Raw genomic sequence first — 22837 nt, forward strand, 5'->3', positions numbered from 1 at the left:
TAGCTTAATAACATTGAATGATTTTGTTTGTTATTAATAACTTCTAAATAACAGCTTCATTGAGGGTTGAAATCAAGCTGCGCGTTTTTAAACGCTTCGTAAACCTCCTTGCTTGGTGGTTTCGGAATTTTTGCTTGTTTAGCCGCTGCTACCGCCGCTTGGCACAACGCCTGATCTCCCCCCTCTGACTTTACATCAATTAATAAGCCATCAGGAGCAAGTTTAATCCGTAATGCACAGGTACGACCACGATACATGCTTGGATCGTAAAACTTATTCTGTATCGCTATCTGGATCTGCCCCAGATAGTTATTAATGTCGGCATTTGAAGCTCCACTTTTCTTGCCTCCACCTTTACCGGCGGCAGAAGCCCCTCCTTGCTGTTTCGGTGCATTGGAAGTTAAACCACCCAGTAAATCATCAACTTCACTTGCCTGTTTAGTGGCTTGCTCCGCAGCTTTTTTCTTGGCATTGGCATCAGCTTCGGCCTTGGCTTTAGCCTTTGCATCTGCCTCAGCTTTGGCTTTAGTATCCGCTTCAATCTTGGCTTTTGCTTTAGCCTCAGCGTCTGCTTTGGCTTTCGCTTCTTCCGCGGCTTTTTGTTTAGCAGCCGCGGCTTCAGCTTCTTTCTTAGCTTCCGCTTCGGCTTTCTTCTGTGCCTCAGCCTGCTCTTTAATCAGTTTTTCTTTTTCAGCCTTGGCCTTTGCCGCAGCTTCTTCTGCCTGTTTTTGCTCTTCACGGGCTTTGTTTGCGGCCTCTAAAGCTTGCTTTTTCTGTTCTTCCGCTGCCTGTTGCGCCTTAATTCGTTCTTCTTCTACCGCTTTTAAACGTTCCTGTTCTTCAACCTGTTTTTCCCTTAATTCTGCGGCCTGCTGTTCGGCTTTCTTCTTTCGTAACTGCTCTGCACGCTTAGCATCAGCCTGTTGTTGTTGCTGTTGGTTGTACTGTTGTACTACCGCATTCGGATCGACCATAACAGCATCAATAACAGAACCATCCTGACCACCGCCACCCATTTCAGTTTTTCGTGTCAGGGAACCCCAAATAAGTAACCCGATCAAAATAATATGCAACACAACCGAAACGATAACAGCGCGATTTAATTTATTGTTTTGCCCGTTTGTCTTTCCCACGCTCGATATCCAAGATCTTCAAATAACAGCAACTGCCGGCCAAACTCAGATAGGCTGAGTCATTAAACCAACGGATTTCACACCTGCCTGATGCAGCATGTTGAGCGCCTTAATAATCTCATCGTAAGGCACTTCCTTCGAACCACCGATCAAGAACACGGTTTTTGGATTCTCTTTTATTCGTGCCTGCGCTTCCGCAATAATCTGCGGTTCAGGCAATAATTCCAACCGTTCATGGTTAACTATCATGGTGTACTGACCAACACCAGAAACCTCCACGATTACCGGTGGATTATCGGAGTTGGAAACCGTTTTAGAATCTACCGCATCCGGTAGATCAACTTCTACGCTTTGAGTGATAATCGGTGCTGTTGCCATAAAGATAAGCAACAGAACCAGCAACACGTCCAGTAAGGGAACGATATTGATTTCGGATTTCAGCTCACGCTTGCGACTACGAGTGCGTGCCATAGCTTCCCCCCCTGACTATTTGTTCTCTGCTTTATTTTCAGCAGCGAAAGCCTGACGATGCAAAATAGCCAGAAACTCTTCCATAAAGTTATCGTAATTTTGCTCCAGCTTATTAACACGCTGATTTAGGCGGTTGTATGCCATAACTGCCGGAATCGCCGCAAACAGACCAATCGCCGTTGCAATCAACGCTTCCGCAATACCCGGTGCTACCATTTGGAGAGTGGCCTGTTTTACCGCACCTAACGCGATAAATGCATGCATAATTCCCCAAACCGTACCAAACAGACCAATATACGGGCTAATTGATCCAACCGTACCCAAGAATGGAATATGGCTTTCCAACGATTCCAATTCACGATTCATTGAGATACGCATTGCACGTGAAGCCCCTGTTATTACCGCCTCTGGAGCATGATTATTTGCATGATGCAGACGGGCAAATTCTTTGAACCCAGAATAAAAAATTTGTTCTGTTCCACCTAACGAATCTCGACGCGACTGACTTTCCTTATATAAGCGTGATAATTCAATACCCGACCAGAATTTATCTTCAAACGCTTCCGATTCTCGGGTTGCTGCATTGAGAATTTTGGTCCTTTGAATAATGATCGCCCATGAAGCAACGGAAAAGCAGATCAAAATAAGCATGATCAACTGCACCAAAAGGCCCGCTTTCAGGAATAAATCTAGAATGTTCATGTCAGTCACTGCTTAAACTCCGCGACAATAGACTTTGGAAGCGCAATTGGCTTCATTTGAGATGTATTTACGCAGGCGACTAAAACTTCTGCGCTGTTAATAATTGTCCCATTACCGTCAACAATGCGCTGGGTAAATGTCAAAGACGCTCTGCGAATATCCGTAATTTCGCTCTGCACCTCCAACATATCATCAAGCCGGGCTGGGGCACGGTAATCAACCACCATATGCCGCACAACAAATGCAATTTGTTCATCAAGTAAACGCTGTTGATGAATTCCATGCTGACGTAACATCTCAGTACGTGCTCTTTCATAAAAGACGATATAACGGCCGTTATAAACTATCCCGCTCACATCTGTATCTTCGTAATAAATACGAATGGGCCACCGGAACAACGTATTACTCACTTTCAATCCTACATAAGGCGAATTAACGCTGCCACTATACTCAAGACAATGCGGCTTTGGAATAATGTGCAAATAAAAAATTTATGGGTTAGAAGCCCTATAACATACAGAATTAACTCATAAAGAAATGATACAAGCCCCAAATCAAAATCAAAAATGCCGGCAAAGGAGAGAAAAAGATACGCCAGACGATATGTCTTGGTTGAAACCCCACCCCAAAAGTCACACCTGTACATACAGACCATATTAGCAAAATACCTTGCCATATCTGCAATGAACTGGTGTTAGCCGCAAAACGAGCAGGGTCCCAGAATACACAAGCAGCAAACGTTAATGCCGCAATAAGGATAAAGCCCCGAATAGGGACTTTATCCATCAGCCGATAGAATTTTCTATTAATACGATTTCTCGCCATTTTTAGCGGCTTTTTCTTCTTCATTATGCTCAAAAGCTAAGGCAGCGATTATAGCGAAACTACAAGCCAAGAGCGTGCCAAGAATCCAGGCAAAATACCACATGCTTTATGCTCCTTAGTACAGTGAATGTTTGTTATCTTCAATAAAGCTTTTATCCAAACGCCCAAACATTTTGTAGTAACACCAAATGGTATATCCCAGAACGATCGGGACAAAAATCAATGCGACCACAAACATGACACGCAGCGTCATCAGGCTTGAAGTGGCATCCCACATCGTCAAGCTGACATTAGGATCAGTGATTGAAGGCATCACAAATGGGAACATCGTTACACCGCAGGCCAGAATGATGCCAGCAATTGTCAGCGAAGAGAATAGGAATGCCCATCCAGCTTTATTCATACGCGTCATCAGCATCGTTAGCAAAGGCGAAACCACGCCCAGTGCCGGTAGCACCCACAACCACGGATAGTTGTTAAAGTTAGTCAACCAAGCACCCGCCTGATGCGCGACTTGTTTATGTAATGGGTTAGACTGAGCCATCGTATCCAAGCCGCCAGTCACAACATAACCATCAATACCATAAATCAGCCATACGCCTGCCAGCAGGAAAGCTACCATTGTCACCAGCGCACAGAGGTAAGTTGCAGCACGAGAACGCAGACGCAGCTCTCCCGTAGTTCGCATTTGCAGATAAGTTGCCCCCTGAGTCACAATCATCATCAAGCTGATCACCCCTGCCAGTAAACCGTACGGATTGAGCAATTCAAAGAAGGAGCCGGTATAGAACAGACGAAGTTGAGAATCAACGTTAAACGGCACTCCCTGTAATAAATTACCGAATGCCACACCGATAACTAATGGGGGAACAAAGCTACCGATAACTATTCCCCAATCCCACATGTTACGCCACTTGCGGTCTTCCAGTTTGGAGCGGTAATCGAAACCAACCGGACGGAAAAACAACGCAGATAACACCAGGATCATAGCAATATAGAAGCCAGAAAACGCCGCGGCATAGACCATCGGCCATGCGGCGAACAGCGCTCCACCGGCGGTAATCAGCCAAACTTGGTTACCATCCCAATGCGGTGCCACTGAGTTAATCATGATGCGACGCTCAGTATCGTTTTTGCCGATGATACGTAACAGGATACCGACTCCCATATCAAAACCATCAGTTACCGCGAAACCGATTAGCAATACACCAATCAGTAGCCACCATATAAATCGTAGTACTTCATAATCAAACATAAGTGGACTCCTGTTTACTGAGCATCAGGTGCTGAAGTTGTTTTCTGTTCAAAATGATAACGCCCCGTTTTTAGGCTGCTTGGGCCAAGGCGGGCAAATTTGAACATCAAAAACATTTCCGCAATCAGGAATAAGGTATAAAGGCCACAAATCAGCGCCATAGAGAACAAGATATCACCGGCAGTTAAATTGGAACTCGCCACCGCAGTTGGCAGAACTTCACCAATTGCCCACGGTTGACGACCATATTCCGCCACAAACCAGCCTGATTCTATGGCAATCCACGGCAATGGAATACTGTACAGCGCGGTACGCAGTAACCATTTTTGTTTACCAATGCGGCCACGGATAACACTCCAAAACGCCAGACCGATCAACAGTAACATCAGGAAGCCGGCTGCAACCATGATACGGAATGCAAAATAGAGTGGCGCAACACGAGGAATAGAATCTTTCGCGGCGGCTTTGATTTGTTCTTCACTGGCATCAGTCACTTTGTTGGTATAACGTTTCAGCAACATGCCATAACCCAGATCTTGTTTACTCTCATTGAATGCAGTACGAACAGTCGGATCTGTGTTACCGGCACGCAATTCTTCCAACAGGTGATAAGCCTTTATACCATTACGAATACGCTGCTCATGCTGGCCCATCAGATCACGCAGACCAATGACCGGAGTATCAACAGAACGGGTAGCAATCAGCCCCATAAGATAAGGGATCTGAATAGCATATTTGTTTTCCATTTTATCCTGATCCGGGATACCTATCAGTGTAAAAGCGGCTGGAGGTGGCTGGGTTTCCCATTCAGCTTCGATGGCGGCCAGCTTAGTCTTCTGTACGTCGCCCATTTCGTAACCAGATTCATCACCCAACACAATGACAGACAGCACAGCCGCGATACCAAAACTTGAAGCAATCGCAAATGAACGCTTAGCAAATGGAATATCACGGCCTTTAAGCAGGTAGTAAGAGCTGATACCGAGAACGAAGATCGCCCCTGTCACATAACCCGCAGCAACGGTATGAACAAACTTCACCTGAGCAACCGGGTTGAGCACCAGTTCAGCAAAACTCACCATCTCCATGCGCATGGTTTCAAAGTTGAAATCAGAAGCAATCGGGTTTTGCATCCAACCGTTAGCAACCAGAATCCAAAGTGCAGAGAAGTTAGATCCTAATGCGACCAACCAAGTTACCGCCAGATGCTGTGTCTTACTGAGGCGATCCCAACCGAAGAAGAACAAGCCTACGAATGTAGACTCCAGGAAGAACGCCATCAGACCTTCAATCGCTAGAGGCGCACCGAAAATGTCACCAACGTAGTGAGAAAAGTATGACCAGTTAGTTCCAAACTGGAACTCCATAGTCAGCCCTGTTGCAACCCCCAGAGCAAAGTTAATACCAAATAACTTGCCCCAGAATTTTGTCATATCTTTATAAATTTGTTTGCCGGAGAGCACATATACCGTTTCCATGATCGCCAGCAAAAACGCCATACCAAGCGTTAGCGGAACGAATAGGAAGTGATACATCGCAGTTAAGGCAAACTGTAATCGTGACAGTTCGACAATATCAAACATCTTGACTCCTTGCTCCTAGCAGGAAGACACCGACTTGCGGCAACCTGACTTCATATAAGCACTTTTCTTAAAGTACTCATGCAGAAGCCTCATAACTACCAGCAATAAATGCCTTTAAAATAACAACTCACTACTAAGTAAATTAAAAACTAATTAGACTAATAGTATAGTACGCTTATATTCCCATACAATAAATAGGTTTTACGTGATTCAGATTAGAATTCTGAATATAGGTCAAGAATTGCAGTTATTGTTTAATGGGAACTCATTGATCAGGATCAATTTAAGCAAATTAGAAAAATAATGCCATAGTAATAAATTGATTTTAATGATTTTTTCTAGTTAGTGTTAACTACTCCGTCTATTATTTCATTTTAGTTGACATATTGTTAATTATTTGTTTATTTAGATAATTATTGATTTCTATATTGCTGTGAAATGACTTTTAAAATTAACTTTTTATTTTCATTCTTAAGAAAATATTATTATTAACTTTGCATTAAATAAATTTTCAAAATAATAGAACCCGAATTCTGGATAAGAAATTGACATGAAGCCTGTTCCAGGAGCAATGTTTTGGTGCACGCCGAAACAGCTCCGGGGAGGAACAGGCTATGAACAAGTTAGTTGAAATTTTCTGCGATGTCGATGATTTTTGCCGCTTCTTCATTCCTCAATGGGAATTATTTTGTTTCGAAAAAGGGTACCGCCAGCGTCATCGGCAAGGCCATATGTATCCCAGTGAAATCATGACTATTTTGATCCTTTTTCATATGGCGCATTACCGTGATTTTAAACATTTTTATCTGGAACATATTTGGAAATATCACCACAAAGATTTCCCCACCCTGCTCAGTTATACCCGTTTTGTCAGTGTCGCCCCTTCCGTTTTGGTCCCACTATGTAGTTATCTGGCTCAATTAAAAGGAAAACCGACCAAGATTGCTTTTATTGATTCCACGAGTTTGTGCGTCTGTCATAACATCCGTATCCCGCGTCATAAGGTTTTTAAGGGAATAGCCCAGCGCGGAAAAACATCAATGGGATGATGTGATGGACGTCCCCTTTTTCAGCGGTAAAGAGTGTCATTTTTTTCCGATACACTGAATTTTGGGAGAACATCTCATGAATATGATCAAAGTGGTGGGGATTGACCTCGCTAAAAACGTTTTTCAAGTTTGTGTCTGGATGGAAGACGGGTCTGTTGCTTCGAATCGAAAAATTCCCCGACAAAAATTTCTTGATACCATACGGACTTTTCCACCTGAAACGCTCATAGCTATGGAAGCCTGTGCTACTTCTCATTATTGGGGCCGAACGTTACAATCTATGGGCTATCATGTCCGGATTATTCCCACCCAGCATGTAAAAGCTTTCAGCCATCATCAAAAAAACGATGCTAATGATGCGCTGGCTATCTGTGAAACGGCCTGTCGACCCGGTCTCCATTTTGTTCCCATCAAAACCGTAGAACAGCAAGATATCAAAGCACTGCGCAGTGCCCGGCAGCTCATGGTGGAACAGCGTACCGCCCTTGCTAATCAAATCAGGGCCTTTCTCGCTGAACAGGGAATCATTGTGCCGGTGGGTATTCAGAAACTCCAACAGCACCTGCCTGATATTCTGGAGGAAGGCGATAACCCCCTGTCTTGTGTGTGGCACCGTTTATTGCATACGCTGTGGGAAGATCTGCGGGATTTAAACGTCAGCATTCATGAAATGGATAACGAAATTACGGCACTGTCCCGTCAGCAACCAGGGTATGGGCACTTGCTGACTATTCCCGGTGTCGGTCCCCTTATTGCGGCGGCTTTCGTGAGTGACGTCAACGCATCCCAATTTGCTAATGGCCGGCAACTATCAGCCTGGTGTGGTTTGGTTCCCCAGCAACACAGTTCGGGCGGGAAAAGCCGTCTCTCTTCCCTGAACAAACAGGGCAACCGTCATCTCCGAACGTTAATTATTCATGGTGCCCGCGCGATGATGCAGGGCGTACAAAAACGGGATGACCCTTTAGGCGAGTGGCTAAGAACGTTGATTACCCGATGTGGCACCATGAAAGCTGTGGTTGCTTTAGCTAACAAGCTGACCCGAATTATTTGGCGTATTCTGACGGATGAGGTTGATTTTAATATGAAAAAAGCTTTTGCTATCCATTAATTGAATGAAGTAAATCGAAACAGACGCTTTAACCGAGTTTGCAAACACTGATGAAAAAACGGCTATCGACCCTGCAATAACCTGAGTAAAACCCAGGTAGTCACATACCGATGCTGGATGATAAGGAAACAGGGTGCGGATGACATCATGGCGCAGGCAAATAAGTCCTTTATGACGCCGGATATATGGTAGCAAACCGTATCGATTCAATGCTTGCACAACCGGGGGCGTCCATATATGGTTTTACGGCTTCAAATTACACTTGGTTGTTAACCATCAGGGCGAAATTCTCGCGCTAAAAGTGACTCCCGGTAATGTGAATGATCGAGAGCCTGTACGCGAATTATCAAAATCGTTAACAGGTTATCTTTACGGTGATAAAGGTTATCTCAGTCAGGAACTGGCCGATGATTTAGCCAAAATCGGTGTGACTTTCATCACGAAGAAACGCCGTAATATGAAAGCACAAGCGCTGTCTGAGTGGAATAACTTAATGTTAAAAAAGAGATTTATCATCGAAACGATTAATGGACAATTAAAGACCATTTCTCAAATTGAGCACTCGCGCCACCGAAGTATAAAAGGCTTTCTGTTGTGTGTTTTAGGTGGATTGATTGCTTACAGCCTTAAATTGAAAAAGCCATCACTGAAAATTTTCTACTCAGAGAAAGATATTTCAATGACGGCTTAAGCAGAATTCGGGTTAACTAACCTCAGCTTCGTTTAAAAATAGCGATATCACAATCCCGTAAATTCAAACTCGGTTTTTTTAGGTTGAAATGTATAGCAATTAGGCCAGCGACGATTTCCAATAAAATCTATGGTCACCCCCGTTTTTGCAACACAAATTTTGATGTATGGTGGGCTTGCGTAAATCTATTCGGCGTCTGGTGAGCAGTCATGCCCGCGCCACGATGAGTTCCGTGCCTGCCGAACCTTAAAAACCGGTCGGCTTCAGAGAGCCATTTTTTATATCAGGTTCATCAGCAGGCCGATATGCCGTTCATGTCATCAATTATCTGTCGTCGCAAAACCAGATGGTAACTGCTTAACTTACTGAGCTAACGCCGTTTTTCGTTGGCTCTTTTATTTAATGAACACCGTCTGATGTGCCGTAACGGCCCAGGCTATTCGTGCCAGTTTATTCGCCAGCGCGCACGCCACAACGTTCGAGTGATGGCGGGCAAGCTGCCTGTTCACCCACTCTGCCAGACGCCCTGGATTATGCTCCAGCCGCTGCATAAAGACCCTGGCACACTGTACCAGCAGCCGCCTCAGATTTTTATCACCCCGCTTGCTGATGCCCATCAGTGTCGTTTTTCCACCCGTGCTGTACTGGCGGGGAACCAGCCCTGTTGAAGCCGCAAAGTCACGGCTGCTGGCATAGTTTTTACCGTCCCCCAGCCGCATGGCTAACAGACTCGCCGTTACCGGCCCAACGCCAGGAATGGTCAGCAGGCGTTGCGCGGTTTCATCTTCCGCCAGATGCGTCTTCAGTTCCTTATCGACTTCCTCAATTTCTCCGCTGAGGTAAACATAATGACTGTGGAGTCTGCTCAGAACCCTTGCCAGATAAGGCGGAAAGTCATTTTCTTCCAGCACAGCGGCCAGACGTCGTATCACGGCAATACCGCGCGGCAGACTGACGCCGAACTCCAGCAAAAAAGCGTGCATCTGATTGGTGGTTTTAACGCGTTGCCGTATCAGTGAGTCTCTGACGCGATGGAGGGCGGCCATCGCCTGTTGGTCTTCTGTGCGGGGGGGCACAAAGCGCATGGAGGGCCGGGAAGCTGCCTCGCAGATAGCTTCAGCATCGACAAAATCGTTCTTGTTACTCTTAACAAAAGGACGAACGAACTGCGGAGAAATCAGCTTTGCCTCATGGCCTAAATCAGCGATCCGGCGAGCCATAAAGTGCGCCCCACCGCAGGACTCCATCACTACGGTTGCAGCCTTGCAGGAACCGAGAAAATTAATAAGCTGAGTGCGGGAAAACTTCTTACGCAGCAGGGCGTTACCCTGCCTGTCCTGACAGTGGACATGGAAGGAATGTTTACCGAGATCGATACCAATAAGCGTAACGTTTTGCATGATGGTTCCCTCTAAAATAAAATACCCTGCTAGCGTACCTCTCACAGGGTGGAGGTGACCATCTCATTAACCGAGCTGACTGCGGTGTCTTGAATGCGCTATCTGAGAAATATTTTTAAGCTGATCCATGACCGTTTATATCAAAAATCGCTTTCTTAACATCATCTTATCCCAGAGAGATAACGCTTTTGCCTTCATGTTATTACGGACATGAGTGATTAACGTTATTCCTTTTGCTTCCAGTTCATCGCACAAAGCCTGCGACAAATACCCTTTATCACCATATAAACATCCGGTTAACCCTTGTACCAACGCTTTGACGGGATGGAGGTCATCCTTATTTCCTGAAGTCAACTTCACTGCCAGAAGTTCACTACAATCATTGATAACCCGATGAAGTTTAAAGCCATAAAACCAGCCGGTACGGGTTTTCCCTCGCTGTGCGACGCCCTGAAATACGCGATGACGGGGAATACGGAGATTGTGGCAAACGGCAATTTTGGTTGAATCAATAAAAGCGATCCCCTGGGTTTCAGCCTTGCGTGACGAAAGAAAAGCACAGCGCCCTTTGCTTCAAGGTTAACATCCGGGTGTAGCTGACCAACTGGGGGAAAATCGGCCTGAAGATAGTGTTTAACATGCTGAATATAAAACGTTTTAAAATCACGATAATGGCTCATGTGGAATAAAATGAGTATCGTCATGACTTCACTGAGAGAAAGGGAAGCTTCGCGGCGACGTTTGAGCAAACCATTTTCAATTAGCTGTTGATGCCAGAGAGGAATAAATTTTTGGCAAAAGTCATCGACGCAGCAGTAAAGTTCTTCTAAATTAAACATGCCTGAGGATCTCCACGATTTTGTTTTCTTTGACAAAAACTTTGATCGTGCTTCAGGCACTTAGTTCCCTTCTTAAACAAACCTCAGGTTAGTTAAGTCAAATACACTGACAAACCTTGAAAATCCTTTTCAATATTTTCAGCCTCACACAATGAAGAACCATGCACCAACTCATGTAAAGAACCCAAAAACGCAATCGGTAATCGTTTGCTTGAATAGAGCAAATCTGAACCAGGAACCCCTAGTCAATGCGATTATGGTCCAACATCACCCAGTAATCCAACAATCAAGTTAGAAATAATAGGTGATATTATATTCAATAACCCTATAACGGTTGATGAAAAAGGAAAACCTACAGCTTTTCAGGGAATCAAACCAGAGGCAAAGCTGACACTAATTGGTGTTAATACTGGAGAAGCATGTGAAGTAAGAGGAATAGATGAAAGTATATTTTGGAAACATAAAAAAGTCAATAATGACCCTGCCAAAGGTAATAATACAAATTTATCATGGGATTTTTCTAAAAATACAGGTTACGCTGATTTTGGACCAATATGCTGGAAAAATAACGAAAGCTATTTACTAGACTTACAGGCTACTATTATAGTAATGCAAGATGATAACGCATTTCCGGTTATATTTTCTTATACCAATAACCCTTGTGTATTACCACGATGGAGATCACTGCCTTGAAAAACGCCGTTATTGGGTGATCTCCATGGACGAAAATACGCAGTCGTCGTTCAAGCGCTATGCTAGCAGTTCTTTAACGAATTTAAATGATTTATGAAAATCGGCTTTAAGATCTTTAATTTCACCCGACCCATCCTGATTGAGCTCTAAAGACCAGTGATATGGGTAACGCTGTTTCAATTGCTGTAGTTCGTCATAAGTTAATACCGTATAGCCGTGTTGTTTCATGTAAGAAGCAAATACCTCAAGTTTTGGTTCGGCTATAGTAGTAATAACCGCTCGGTCGCAAAGATATTTAGCATAGTGCTGACCAATTTCTTTATTTTCTGCCTCAGCTGCTTGTAAAGCCGCCTCTACAACGTGAAGCGGCACCTGCTGCGACACAATTGCACTACAAGTTTCAGATAAGTCATTAATAGTAGGATTATTCATAATGCTTTTGCCTTTCCTTTTCAATTTTCAATGGTTTGTGCTATTTGTTTTGCGACCTGATGTGCACTAGGATCGGATTGAGTACGTAAGCCTTCTATAATGGCTAAGCGGTCATCAACGTTACGTTGCTGCATCAACTGCCTTTTTCCCAGTAGATTGTGAATAGTCAGCTCGATCCCAACGACATGCTGTTTTAAGCCGTCTATAAAATCTTTCGGTGCTTCTGCGACTTGCCAAGGATCCGATAATCCTGCTTCAAAACAATTAACGGATTGCTCAAAATGCGCCTTTATCCAACTATCATCATCAATAAACTTGATGGAACACATGGCATGAACTGCCGTGTAAGCCCAACTAGGTTGAACTCGACCATTGATATGTCGTCTAGGTAACCAACTAGGTGAAATATAAGCGTCTGGTCCTTGGAAAATAACCATCACTTCATTAGTTTCAGCCACGCTTTTGTGCAAAGGATTTCCGCGTGCAATGTGTGTTTTCAGCACACCTAGCTCTAAACCATACCTATCTAAAGTAAAAGGCAGATGATCAGCACTCAATCCATAACTGCCATAGACGGTCAAAGTCCCCAGAGGGTTTTGCTCTATCAAGTCATGCAAAACAGAGATTCGATTTTCTTCAAATACTTTTTGTATATACATTGCTTGAATCTTATGAGTTCAAAGAAGACAAAGGCTCACTATAACCTTGTTCTTCAAGCTCCCGTTGTGCACGATCGTTTTTCTTCAAGTCTGCTAATCCCATACCATTGAGAACACCAGGAGACTTAGTAAATTTAATATTCTCGTAGCTGACCACTTCGATATGATTGCCCCAAGGATCCAGAAAACCCAAAAATCGGCCAGGCAAAGGTTCAATATTGAATTGCTTTAATGCCTCACGAACCTTTTCTTTATCATCAACAACGAACCCAAAGTGACCAGGTTTGTGAGCTTGTTCTCCTTGGCTGCAAGTAAAGGCAACAAACTGATCACCCAGTTCAATCGATCCCTCAGTCTCTGATAACGGCCCGGGTTTAATGCGCATAAGCGCACCATAAAATGCAGCTGCTTCATTAATGTTACCAACTTCAATAGACACATGGTTGATCCCTACGGCTCTGGCCTTCTCTGTCATGATTCCCTCTTCATCAAATTTTTTTTAAGTTCAGTTTGTCTACAACGATATCAAGTGCCGAAATAAATTTTTCGCAATGTTCGAGCTGTGAAATGGTTACTCTCAGCCAACCTCTTAAATTACTCTGTTCAAACGGACGTCTGATTAAAATACCCTGCTCTTGAAACAATTGTTCTATCTCTTTTGAATCGTATCCGGCAAACTGTACCAACATGAAATTGCCGTGAGTATCTTTGAAAGTCTGTCTTCTTTCGGTCAAAGCTTCTCTCATATAGGCTTTTGTCTGCCTCATCTTCTCCTGAAAACGTTCAAGCACTTCAGGATGATCTAGCTGCCATTCCGCAGCCCATGCCGATAACGCACTAATCTCATATAGCGGTCTGACATTTGAAATATGGCCGATTAACTCTGTCTCTCCGATCAAAAAGCCGACTCTTGCTCCTGCCAATCCATGAGCTTTAGAAAGGGTTTGTGCCAAAATAACGTTCGGAAATTTCTGCAAGATATTCAGGTTTGCGCTTTGTTTTCCTTCCACATATAAGTAGGCTTCATCAATCAGCAGCAACACACCCTTGTTATAAAGCGCTTCAGCCAAGCCATGCATTTGGGAATAAGATAAACGCGTGCCGACAAAACCACTCGGATCTTCTACAACCACTAATTTGGTATTTTCTTTGACTGCATCGATAATAGCCGCTACATCAGGTTTCCAATCTTCGGTGACCGGTGTTGACGAGATTGATACCCCAGCATACTTTGCGTAGTTTTCAAACATAAAGTAGCAAGGGTTATGTAAAACCACATGGTCTCCCTCTCTTAGGCATGCATCAAATAACGCTTTTATCGCCAGGTCTGAACCCGAGCCGAGGTAGATGTTGCGCTCTTCAACGCCAACCAGTTCGGCTATTTTTTTATATAAGTTATTTAGCACCGGATAATTACACAAATGTTCTGGTTTTAATGAGGCTCGAAACACTTCAAAAAGATCTTCATCCATTGGATGGTGATTCTCATTTTTATCTAGCATCAAGTAATTGGGGCGTTCTTCCAGATAGCACCATAAGCTTTCCCTTTTATTTTCAAGCACATGCTCTTTGATTACTGCTTGTATATTGAACATTTATTTTTTCCCTAACTTTTAAGAGTTAGCCATTTGTCCATCTAAGATGAGGATTTGCTTTCAATGGCTAGGTGATTGTTTTATGCTGATTGCAACAAATAAAATCTGACCAATAGTAATTACAGCTGCGGTTGCAAGTGCGTATTGGAAGCCTAATTCATGTGCGTAAGAGACCACCATGGCGACAATCCCGATATGCACTGAGGATACGATATACTTAATACTACTTAGCCTACCTATCATGTGAGATGGCAGCTGTTTATGTAGCAGTGTGCGCCAGTAAATACCGGAGTAACTTTGAAACAAGCCGATACTCACAATCGCGAGCGGCATCAAATAGACCGCCTGTTCTGTCAAACATAAACCTAAATAGATTAGAAAAGCGACCTGAATAGCGATAACATCGCTTAGAGAAGTACTTTTGTTCCTCATTTGCTTCGCAATAACCGCGCCACCAACAAACGCACCAATAGCGAATGAAGCATCTAATCCGGCAAGCCAGTATGTGCTGCCGTCAAATGCCTGACTGACGACGGAAACCAGCATAATGTTAAATATGGCTACAGTGACGAAGTCAAAATTACTTAGAACAAAATAGCGCATGTAGGGTTTACTAGCTTTAAACAACTGCCACAGGTTTTCTGGATCTTCACGTTTATCTATATCTGAAGGAGACTCAGCTAACGTCAAACTGGCTGTTGCTCGCCAGTAAAAAAAGCTCGCGGCACTATATAGACAGACGACAAACGTCAAAATTGCTATAAAGTCAAACTTATCCAGCAACCAGGCAGATAAGGCCATACCAATCAACTGACCGCCCTGAAATGCGGAAGTCAGTGTACCGTTATCTTTTTCTAAGCGATCATGTTGAGAAAGAAGTGGTGTAACACTGAATAAGGCCATTTTTGAAATTGGCCCAAGAAAACTCAAAAACACCGATATTAGCAATAAAATCGACACGGACATGCCCAATTGCGTCAATGCCAATACACCTGCCAAACAAAAGACAACATGACAAACGGCAGAACCAATAAGCACCTTTTTAATACCTTGGTTATCAACCGACTTACCAACCAATATTGGTAAAATGGTTGAGATCAAGATTTCAGCTATGAAGATTAAGCTGATTTGCCATATTTGACCCGTTTCATCATACATAAATTTGGCAAAGCTCAGTAGCAATATAGCTTTACCTATATTGATGAACAACTCTGCAATTGCTAACGACTTCATTCATGTTTCCCTTCAGTTAGATACAGTACTAAGTACTTGGATGAACCTATGGTTACACTACTTACCTACAACAAATTCAAGTTTCTGAATGGCTTCCTCTGCAATACTTAGCGCCTGTTCAGCACTGTCGCACAACACCAACACTGAGGCTGAGCGGTCGAAGCTGTTTCCTATTTGGGGCAATACTTCACCTGCCTGATGAGTGATAGATACATCTTCAACACCACTCCAATTTTTGATTTCTTCCTCACCGTTCACTCGAATAACCTTTTTCCCAGGATGATCGTTGAGTTTAAATTTGATACACGCATGTTTACCGTTTAGTTTTGGTGTTAATTCGTCTTCATCGATAGGCAAACCCAAACTTTGCAGGGCTTGCAGACGATACATATCTATTCCTGTCGTCATCTGTACCAGGTCAAAAATTCTATCTCCGCCTACTCGAGTGTGTGTTTCTATTAGCTCTATCTTTTCACCCAACATAATTTCGCTGTGCGTAATACCCGACACGACCCCTAGAGCAGGTAGCACCTTGGCAATGAATGCAGCAATTTTCTCGTGCTCATCGCTAGATAAACGGGCAGGCGTCAAATGCCCTGTCTCGATAAAGCTTTGCGCATCTTTGAATTTTTCAGTGATTGCAAAAATATGGCATTTACCTTCTTGCATGAATGCTTCGACACTGAATTCGCGACCTTCGACAAACTGTTCCACCAGCACAGGGTAAACGTTGTCTAAGTTAGCGGTTTCAAGCTCTTTACGTTTTAACGATCGAACATTTTCACTGCCTGTACCAGCAACTGGTTTAACGATAACTTTATTTACTTGTGGATAAATCTTGAAAAAATCATGTAAATCTTGCTCATTCTCCGCTATCGCCGATTGCACTTCTGTCAGGTTTTTTTCGCGTAAAATCCGGCGACTTAATTGTTTATCTCTCGTGTTGACTATAGCCCCCATTGACAAACTAAAAGGTAGCTCTAGAGCATTTGCAATAGTCAATGCATCAAGCTGGGCTCCATCGTGAAAAGACACAACTGAATCGATTTTTTGTAGTTGATCAATTGAACGCGCTAAACTGATTAACTGAGTTGCAGACTCGTTGCTATACATTAATATTCGCTCGCAACGATTGTGATCTTCAGTCGTATGCATAAAATTAGGTACTTTTTTGTACATCCAAGAAATAACATATCCCTGTGCTTCCAGTGTCTTATGAGGTTGGCGAATATTGCCAATCACAAGAACGTGTTTCTTTTTCTGGGGTATACACTCGCTGTAAGGCAAAGGAGTATCGACAGATATTAGTTGTAGCTGTCCAAACAACCTATCAATCAGATCTGTTAGTTCTTTAGCGGATTTGGCTTTTAATAATCCGGCTAACGGAATTTCACTTTCTTTATAAGTAACCGCTTTGACTAAAGGTTGTTGCATCGTAAGCTGATTCAACATTACAACCTCTTCCTTGCCATAAAGAAACTCATGCCCCGACACCAAGCCATAGTTTCCTGGCAGCTGGTGTCCAGGCACAATAAACCACGCATATTTGTACCCGGTATCATAGTTAAGTTCGAATTTGAAGTCTGGGTCTAGTAACAATCCAAGTTCCAGTATCGATGGATGAATCCCTGTCTGTAACGTCAAAGTTTCAGCTATTCTAGCTCCCCCGATACGATGAGCGATTTCAAGAAACACCGGCCCTGTATCTGTTTGAATCGCTTCAAGGTGGAACGCCCCCAAAGATATATCAACCGCATTTAAGATTTGAAGCACCCAGGTTTTCATCTCTTCCGTGGTTTCTAACTGCACAGACCCTGCTGGATAGCCGTTGGCAAAATCCAGCAACGTATTGATATATTGGCTGACGACAATCATCTCTATTTGTCCGTTACGGATCATGCCGTCGATATGCAATACAGGACCGGATACAAATTCTTCAACTTCAAAGTTTTCAATCCGTTCAGGTGTTTCTTTATCAAGAGCCACAATTCCAGTTGTGCGATCTATAAGCGCCTGTTCCAAAACTTTCTGACTGTCAAACTTGACCACATCAACTGACGAAGCACCATCCAGAGGCTTTAAAATAACTTGTGAAGAGGGAGGAATCGCTAGTCGTTCTGAGTTCATAAAATCGGACAAAGACATGTACTGCGGAGTACGAATATTTGCAGCGCCAACACAGTGTTTCATCACAATTTTGTTTCGAACTTTTTCGACATCGGCCACTTTAGGGCCCACAATGTTGAGCTTTTCTCGTATCAAGGCAGCCTCAATCAATTCAAACTCATTAATTGAAACAACGTGATCAAAGCAAACATCAAGATTTTCTATTTGTTCGAGGACTTCTTTGTGTACAGCATCCACACCAGGTCTTACTATTTTTGTACAACGTAGATCGGCAGGGATTTCATTCAAATTTTCTTCGATACCAATGTAGTAAACATTATGTAGTTCGTGATCGATAGACTGATGGTAAAGTACGTCAACGTACCTAACTCGGTGTAAAATAAGTATATTCATTAGCTTTCACCCATTTCGAAAATTTGTTCAGTCAATTGTTGTGTAAGCATCAGGTACTCTTTCGGTTTTCCATTTAGCTCATAGTCTGGCCAGAAGAATTCAACATAACCCTCAAGTTCTGCGTTGCTGTATAGCGGATTGACCCGAGCTCCTTCGGATGTCCAAAGTTGTAGTCCAAACGCCTCTTTTGGTAACTCATGCTGAGCCGGCAACTTAATTCGCTCAATCGTCCCTTGCTTAGCTTTCATAAATCCAATCGCAGCTAGTCCAGACATGTGATATGCAGGTACTTCAACTTCATCGTATAGATAAGAGCGAGAGTGAAGCTCGAGCATATTCACTCCGGCTATTTTCTCGAATATTTCAGGAATGCCGCCGCCTGGAGTACGCGCATTCAACTCCAGTAGGTAAATCTTGCCACTGTGATCAATCATAAATTCAACATGAGCTATACCATGTTCAACATCCAAGACTTCACAGGCTTTAAGCGCTGCTTGTTTAAGCGCTTCGTTATCAGATTCTATACTGGGTAAGGAATGGCCAATTTCAACAAAATGAGGCAACGGGGTCAGTTCTTTATCGGTCACTGCCAATACACGTCTTCCCGTTTTGGTATTTAGTACTTCAACCGAAAGCTCAATTCTAGCATCGACAAACTGTTCTATCTGATAGTCGTTATCTGCCATACCAAACTTACTACCATAATTTTCGGTCACTCGACGCAAATTAGCAAAAGCACTAACCAAATCATCTTTGCTAGCTACGTAGGTTACACCTTCACTGCCCCCGGCGTTGGTCGGCTTTACAACTGCTGGAAAAGGAAAATCTTCAGCAAGGGTCGCTAGCTGCTCAAGGCGATTAAACCGTGCAAACTTCGGAACGTTCAACCCACCTGCATGTGCAGCCTTACGCATTTCAAATTTGTTGCGGGTTAATATCAGCGCTTTTTCAGACAAATAATTTAAATTATAGTACTGAGCGATACGAGCCCCCGGGGCTATCGTCATTTCTGTCAATGGAACAACTGCGCCCGGTTGCATTCCTTCTCGCTCGGCAAAGGCCTGTACTGCAACCAGAGCTTGTTCAATGTTTTCTGGGTTACCCTCAATCACTATATCAGCGTAACGATTTCCATTAACATAACCACTTGGGGCCATGATCGCTATTTTCATGTTGGTTGCCCTAGCCGTGGCAACCAATGCACGAAATCTGTTTTTCTCCGTTCCTAGTAACAAGCAGTACTTTGAATACATCGACTTTTCCTTAAAAACTCTTCGCAAATTAACTTGGTGTTATTCAACAAGCGCCAACACCCTGCAAGGGCTTCCTGAACCACCAACGATGGGAAGCGGCGCTATCATGATCACTGCACCTGTTGGCGGTAACTTTGCTAGGTTCTTCAACTGAGTCAGGCCATATTTTCCCGCCCCATGAAAGTACCAGTGTACGGGGTAAGGTTGTTCAAATTTCCCGGCTTGACCTGCGTCGGTTCCAACAGTCTCCACCCCGATACCTATAATTGGTGTTTGCTCAGCCAACCATTTTGCACAAGCTTCACTTACCCCTGGAGTATGGCCATGATTAAGAAAGGTATCAGCATCTGAGTCTCGACTGTCCCAACCTGAGCGGAATAGCAACCAACCACCTTCAGGTAAAGGTCCATGAACTTCGCACCATTGATCGACATGTTCACGTTCGAGTAAAAAATCTGGGGCTGTTACTTGATCAGATACATCAATTACAGCGGCAGGCGCGACCAAGTGCCTAGGAGGTACACTTGAGACATCAATAGAATCTTTGCCTGACCGCCAATGAACAGGGGCATCAAAATGAGTCCCTGTATGCTCGGACATCTGGATATTATTCCAATAAACTTCTTTGCCTTTTTCGTCATAACGGCTTATTTTTTCCAACTTAAAAGGCCAAGGTTGCCCTCGTTCAGGCGGCAAACGGATCACAGGTGTTTCCGTTGACAACGGCGCTGTAAGGTCAAGTACCTCAACTTTCCCCTGCATGAACTTCGCATAGATTGAAGATGTCATAGTATTAAGATTTCCTTATTCTCATTATGGGTTTAATAGACAGGGGTTGAATATTCAGATGTCGAATTCGACATCACCTCGTCTTCATAAGCAACCTGAAGCTTACGGGTCATCAAACCAGGACGCCCGTCCCCAACAGACTTTCGGTCAACACTAATCACAGGAACGATTTCAGCGAGAGTGCCACAGGTGAAAACTTCATCAGCCAAATACAACTCGGTACGATCAATTTCTCTTCGTTCACAGTCAACCGAAAGCTTATCCTGCGCTAGTCTTATAATGCTGTCTACCGTAATCCCTTCAAGTACGCCTGCTGAACCTGGCGGCGTGATGAGTCGGTTATTTTTGACCATCATGATGCAAGATCCAGGGCCTTCAGCCACAGTGCCTCTGTGATTTAGAAAAAACGCAGTATCAAAACCATTTCGCATCGCTTCATGCTGAGCTAAGCGGCTATTATGGTAATTTGCTCCTGTTTTAATCCTCGGTGGCATTGAATCGTCACTGATTCGTCTCCAGGTTGAAAACGAAGCCGTCATCCCTGTGTCATAACGCGCAGACCTTGGCATAGGTAATGCTGTAATATGCATCCCAGTGTCTTCGGTATAAATAAGTGGATCGAAGTTTTTCCCCATCGCAAAATAAGGAGCGATAACCAGATGTACATGTTGCTTAAAGTTGTTTTTTCGTACTAGGTCGATGCAAGCTTCAACAATCTCTTGATCTGTGAAAGTAGCAGGCATGTCAACACACTTCATGGAATCACGCAGGCGCTTGATATGATCTCGTATCCGATACATATACATTTGCTTATCCGTTTTATTCCAATAGACTCGCACACCTTCAAAAACATTTGCGCCCCAAAAAGCGCCCTGCGTTCTGGCATGTAAGGTACACTTTTCCCAAGGCACGCATTCACCATTTAGCCATGCGAATTCTGGCGTATTGTAGGTAGACGACATAAGTTAATCTCCGTTTATGATGCCTCACGCTGAAACGTTAAGGAATCAGTACCACTGACTTTTTCCAGGATTAAACTAAGAGACGGTGCGTTATCAAGCAGGTAATGTCCGGCTAAATGGCCATCAGGACGGATAACAAACAATGAATCTTGTTTTTCTGTCAGGGTTTCAAAAAACAGAATATCGTCGTAAGTAACACTGATAAGTCTCTCGTCCACTTTTGGCGAGAAATATCCTTTTGGTACAGCAGCAACCAAACTAAAATCCAAACCATTATAGGTGTGGCTTTGCTTATTTAAATACTGCTTCACCTTATTTGGGTCTGCGCAAAAAAGACAAACAAACCCTTCTCCGAACAACTTACGTAAGCGGCTTTTTTCTCCGTCGATATAAACCACTACATCCGGAGCGAACGCACCGACATAGGGTGTCCGATGGTTATAATCAATCAAACTAGAAGATTCGTAGGTAAAAGGTTCTGTCATTTTCCCGTGATTCACTTGCTTACGAAGCGGTTTCCAGACTTCTGAAATTCGCAGCACGGTGTCACGCCAGATTTGCTTCAAAGGTGTTGGCGGGACCATGAACTGTATCGTGGCTTCCGTCAGTCTCAAATTCTCTTTCGCTGCAAGGAACCTTTCCTCATGATAAGTATCCAACAATTCATCCCCTGCGCTTCCTCTAATTACTAGCGCCAATTTCCATGCTAGGTTGTCTGCGTCTTGAATCCCGCTGTTCATGCCGCGAGAGCCATAAGGTGGAAATGAGTGAGCCGCATCACCAGCAAAAAACAGTCGATTGAGTCTGAACTTCTCTACAACTCGCTGGTTAAAACGATAGGTACTGATCCAGTCAATCTGATACGGAATATCACCGATGACAGACTTGATACGCTTGTCTAGTTGGCCATTTTTCTTTTCAGCTTCAATATCCGCATCTGGAGGCAATTGCCAGTCGATACGCCATATATTGTCGGGCTGAGGATGCATCACCAGCTGACGGCCTGGATTAAACTGAGGATCAAAATGAAAGTGACGTTCTTTGGTTAAAGCAATATTTGCTTTAATATCAGTAACTAAAAAACGATCTTGGTGAGTGTATCCGGTAAAGTTAACCCCTGTCAGATCGCGTAACGTGCTTCTAACTCCATCGCAGGCAATTACATAATCAAACTCTAGGGTCTCCGTTTCGGTACAGTGTTTTACCTCTAGCTTAACCTTGTCCTGTTGTTGTGAATAACCAACGACTTCACTTGACCACCTGAGTTCACATAGGGGATTAGCTTCCAACAGCTTAACGAGCTCTTGCTCTATACGGTATTGGGAAATATTGACAAATTCACCATAACCGGGGCGTTCGGGGTATTCTTGGGTGATCCTCTCAACATTTCGAATATAGGTGTGCGCTATCCGCCAATGAATCCCTTCTTTTGCAATCTGTTCTCCACATCCGACTTTATCAAGTACTTCTAGCGCATCGCCGTGGATCAGGCAGGCTTTAGAACCTTTTCGAAGCAGGTAAGGGGCTTTATCCATCACGATGCTCGTAATACCGAATGAAGCCAGTCGAGCTGATAAAATCAGGCCAACTGGACCTGCACCAATAATAGCAATCTTGGTTTTATTTGAACTATTCATCTTAG

General features: G+C 43.6%; 21 protein-coding genes and 3 pseudogenes. 3 read left to right on the top strand and 21 right to left on the bottom strand.

Going from position 1 to position 22837, the window contains the following annotated elements:
• Positions 1–56: 56 nt before the first annotated feature.
• The 8 genes from tolA to cydA all read right to left on the bottom strand — a co-directional run bounded on the left by tolA (position 57) and on the right by cydA (position 5969).
• Positions 57–1133, bottom strand: coding sequence for a cell envelope integrity protein TolA (gene tolA, locus EAE91_RS17325; RefSeq protein ID WP_214089568.1), 1077 nt, complete (start codon positions 1131–1133; stop codon positions 57–59).
• Between the two features lie 45 nt (positions 1134–1178).
• On the bottom strand, positions 1179–1604 hold the full coding sequence (gene tolR, locus EAE91_RS17330) for a colicin uptake protein TolR (RefSeq protein WP_112876182.1): 426 nt from the start codon (positions 1602–1604) through the stop codon (positions 1179–1181).
• A 15-nt stretch (positions 1605–1619) separates the two neighbouring features.
• Entirely contained in the window at positions 1620–2315 is a 696-nt protein-coding gene (tolQ, locus tag EAE91_RS17335) for a Tol-Pal system protein TolQ (RefSeq protein ID WP_011145755.1), read from the bottom strand.
• Positions 2312–2716, bottom strand: coding sequence for a tol-pal system-associated acyl-CoA thioesterase (ybgC, locus tag EAE91_RS17340; RefSeq protein ID WP_214089569.1), 405 nt, complete (start codon positions 2714–2716; stop codon positions 2312–2314). Before ybgC ends, tolQ begins: the two co-directional genes overlap by 4 nt.
• A gap of 112 nt (positions 2717–2828) precedes the next feature.
• A complete protein-coding gene (ybgE, locus tag EAE91_RS17345; protein WP_214089570.1) occupies positions 2829–3131 on the bottom strand; it encodes a cyd operon protein YbgE in 303 nt (100 codons plus the stop codon).
• Positions 3112–3234: a cytochrome bd-I oxidase subunit CydX gene (cydX, locus tag EAE91_RS17350; protein WP_214054109.1), complete on the bottom strand. Its 123-nt coding sequence runs from the start codon at positions 3232–3234 to the stop codon at positions 3112–3114. Before cydX ends, ybgE begins: the two co-directional genes overlap by 20 nt.
• A 12-nt stretch (positions 3235–3246) precedes the next feature.
• On the bottom strand, positions 3247–4386 hold the full coding sequence (gene cydB / locus EAE91_RS17355) for a cytochrome d ubiquinol oxidase subunit II (RefSeq protein ID WP_214089571.1): 1140 nt from the start codon (positions 4384–4386) through the stop codon (positions 3247–3249).
• Positions 4387–4400: 14 nt separating this feature from the next.
• Positions 4401–5969: a cytochrome ubiquinol oxidase subunit I gene (gene cydA, locus EAE91_RS17360; protein WP_214089572.1), complete on the bottom strand. Its 1569-nt coding sequence runs from the start codon at positions 5967–5969 to the stop codon at positions 4401–4403.
• A 614-nt stretch (positions 5970–6583) separates the two neighbouring features.
• Here cydA and EAE91_RS17365 point away from each other — a divergent pair.
• From EAE91_RS17365 to EAE91_RS17375, 3 genes and pseudogenes are all read left to right on the top strand, one after another.
• Positions 6584–7015, top strand: a pseudogene (locus tag EAE91_RS17365) (IS982-like element ISPlu11 family transposase); the annotation flags it as partial.
• A gap of 79 nt (positions 7016–7094) precedes the next feature.
• Positions 7095–8129, top strand: coding sequence for an IS110 family RNA-guided transposase (locus EAE91_RS17370; RefSeq protein ID WP_425313003.1), 1035 nt, complete (start codon positions 7095–7097; stop codon positions 8127–8129).
• Between the two features lie 181 nt (positions 8130–8310).
• Positions 8311–8820, top strand: coding sequence for an IS982 family transposase (locus EAE91_RS17375; protein ID WP_312150695.1), 510 nt, complete (start codon positions 8311–8313; stop codon positions 8818–8820).
• 22 nt (positions 8821–8842) lie between these two features.
• Here the strand turns inward: EAE91_RS17375 and EAE91_RS25055 are convergent.
• The 13 genes and pseudogenes from EAE91_RS25055 to EAE91_RS17435 all read right to left on the bottom strand — a co-directional run.
• Positions 8843–8944: pseudogene (locus EAE91_RS25055) on the bottom strand (IS982 family transposase); the annotation flags it as partial.
• A 271-nt stretch (positions 8945–9215) separates the two neighbouring features.
• Positions 9216–10220, bottom strand: a complete 1005-nt coding sequence (locus EAE91_RS17380) for an IS110 family RNA-guided transposase (RefSeq protein ID WP_046973747.1) — start codon at positions 10218–10220, stop codon at positions 9216–9218.
• Positions 10221–10289: 69 nt separating this feature from the next.
• A pseudogene (locus EAE91_RS25060) lies at positions 10290–11059 on the bottom strand (IS982 family transposase); the annotation flags it as partial.
• A 750-nt stretch (positions 11060–11809) separates the two neighbouring features.
• Positions 11810–12184, bottom strand: coding sequence for a hypothetical protein (locus tag EAE91_RS17390; RefSeq protein WP_214089573.1), 375 nt, complete (start codon positions 12182–12184; stop codon positions 11810–11812).
• A 20-nt stretch (positions 12185–12204) separates the two neighbouring features.
• On the bottom strand, positions 12205–12843 hold the full coding sequence (locus EAE91_RS17395; RefSeq protein ID WP_214089574.1) for an FMN-binding negative transcriptional regulator: 639 nt from the start codon (positions 12841–12843) through the stop codon (positions 12205–12207).
• Positions 12844–12853: 10 nt separating this feature from the next.
• The gene (locus EAE91_RS17400; RefSeq protein ID WP_214089575.1) at positions 12854–13318 is read right to left on the bottom strand and encodes a VOC family protein; all 465 of its coding nucleotides are present in this window, start codon (positions 13316–13318) and stop codon (positions 12854–12856) included.
• Between the two features lie 13 nt (positions 13319–13331).
• Positions 13332–14438 (bottom strand): pyridoxal phosphate-dependent aminotransferase, encoded by a 1107-nt coding sequence (locus tag EAE91_RS17405; RefSeq protein WP_214089576.1) that lies wholly within the window; start codon positions 14436–14438, stop codon positions 13332–13334.
• A gap of 60 nt (positions 14439–14498) precedes the next feature.
• Entirely contained in the window at positions 14499–15671 is a 1173-nt protein-coding gene (locus EAE91_RS17410; RefSeq protein ID WP_214089577.1) for an MFS transporter, read from the bottom strand.
• Between the two features lie 57 nt (positions 15672–15728).
• The gene (locus EAE91_RS17415; RefSeq protein WP_214089578.1) at positions 15729–18191 is read right to left on the bottom strand and encodes an ATP-grasp domain-containing protein; all 2463 of its coding nucleotides are present in this window, start codon (positions 18189–18191) and stop codon (positions 15729–15731) included.
• The gene (locus tag EAE91_RS17420; RefSeq protein ID WP_214089579.1) at positions 18191–19444 is read right to left on the bottom strand and encodes an ATP-grasp domain-containing protein; all 1254 of its coding nucleotides are present in this window, start codon (positions 19442–19444) and stop codon (positions 18191–18193) included. Before EAE91_RS17420 ends, EAE91_RS17415 begins: the two co-directional genes overlap by 1 nt.
• Before the next feature lie 39 nt (positions 19445–19483).
• Positions 19484–20233, bottom strand: a complete 750-nt coding sequence (locus EAE91_RS17425; RefSeq protein WP_046395028.1) for a cyclase family protein — start codon at positions 20231–20233, stop codon at positions 19484–19486.
• Between the two features lie 32 nt (positions 20234–20265).
• Positions 20266–21195: a branched-chain-amino-acid transaminase gene (gene ilvE / locus EAE91_RS17430; RefSeq protein ID WP_214089580.1), complete on the bottom strand. Its 930-nt coding sequence runs from the start codon at positions 21193–21195 to the stop codon at positions 20266–20268.
• Positions 21196–21209: 14 nt separating this feature from the next.
• Positions 21210–22832, bottom strand: a complete 1623-nt coding sequence (locus EAE91_RS17435) for an FAD-dependent oxidoreductase (RefSeq protein ID WP_214089581.1) — start codon at positions 22830–22832, stop codon at positions 21210–21212.
• Positions 22833–22837: the final 5 nt, after the last annotated feature.

Source organism: Photorhabdus noenieputensis, from assembly GCF_018448935.1.
Taxonomy (GTDB): domain Bacteria; phylum Pseudomonadota; class Gammaproteobacteria; order Enterobacterales; family Enterobacteriaceae; genus Photorhabdus; species Photorhabdus noenieputensis.

Coding starts and splice junctions, on each gene's coding strand:
- EAE91_RS17380 (WP_046973747.1), bottom strand. CDS start 10,220: ATGCAAAACGTTACGCTTATTGGTATCGATCTCGGTAAACATTCCTTC.
- ilvE (WP_214089580.1), bottom strand. CDS start 21,195: ATGTCGTCTACCTACAATACGCCAGAATTCGCATGGCTAAATGGTGAA.
- tolR (WP_112876182.1), bottom strand. CDS start 1,604: ATGGCACGCACTCGTAGTCGCAAGCGTGAGCTGAAATCCGAAATCAAT.
- cydX (WP_214054109.1), bottom strand. CDS start 3,234: ATGTGGTATTTTGCCTGGATTCTTGGCACGCTCTTGGCTTGTAGTTTC.
- EAE91_RS17420 (WP_214089579.1), bottom strand. CDS start 19,444: ATGTATTCAAAGTACTGCTTGTTACTAGGAACGGAGAAAAACAGATTT.
- EAE91_RS17415 (WP_214089578.1), bottom strand. CDS start 18,191: ATGAATATACTTATTTTACACCGAGTTAGGTACGTTGACGTACTTTAC.
- cydB (WP_214089571.1), bottom strand. CDS start 4,386: ATGTTTGATTATGAAGTACTACGATTTATATGGTGGCTACTGATTGGT.
- EAE91_RS17435 (WP_214089581.1), bottom strand. CDS start 22,832: ATGAATAGTTCAAATAAAACCAAGATTGCTATTATTGGTGCAGGTCCA.
- ybgE (WP_214089570.1), bottom strand. CDS start 3,131: ATGGCGAGAAATCGTATTAATAGAAAATTCTATCGGCTGATGGATAAA.
- EAE91_RS17370 (WP_425313003.1), top strand. CDS start 7,095: ATGAATATGATCAAAGTGGTGGGGATTGACCTCGCTAAAAACGTTTTT.
- EAE91_RS17405 (WP_214089576.1), bottom strand. CDS start 14,438: ATGTTCAATATACAAGCAGTAATCAAAGAGCATGTGCTTGAAAATAAA.
- EAE91_RS17395 (WP_214089574.1), bottom strand. CDS start 12,843: ATGTATATACAAAAAGTATTTGAAGAAAATCGAATCTCTGTTTTGCAT.
- EAE91_RS17410 (WP_214089577.1), bottom strand. CDS start 15,671: ATGAAGTCGTTAGCAATTGCAGAGTTGTTCATCAATATAGGTAAAGCT.
- EAE91_RS17400 (WP_214089575.1), bottom strand. CDS start 13,318: ATGACAGAGAAGGCCAGAGCCGTAGGGATCAACCATGTGTCTATTGAA.
- EAE91_RS17425 (WP_046395028.1), bottom strand. CDS start 20,233: ATGACATCTTCAATCTATGCGAAGTTCATGCAGGGGAAAGTTGAGGTA.
- cydA (WP_214089572.1), bottom strand. CDS start 5,969: ATGTTTGATATTGTCGAACTGTCACGATTACAGTTTGCCTTAACTGCG.
- EAE91_RS17390 (WP_214089573.1), bottom strand. CDS start 12,184: ATGAATAATCCTACTATTAATGACTTATCTGAAACTTGTAGTGCAATT.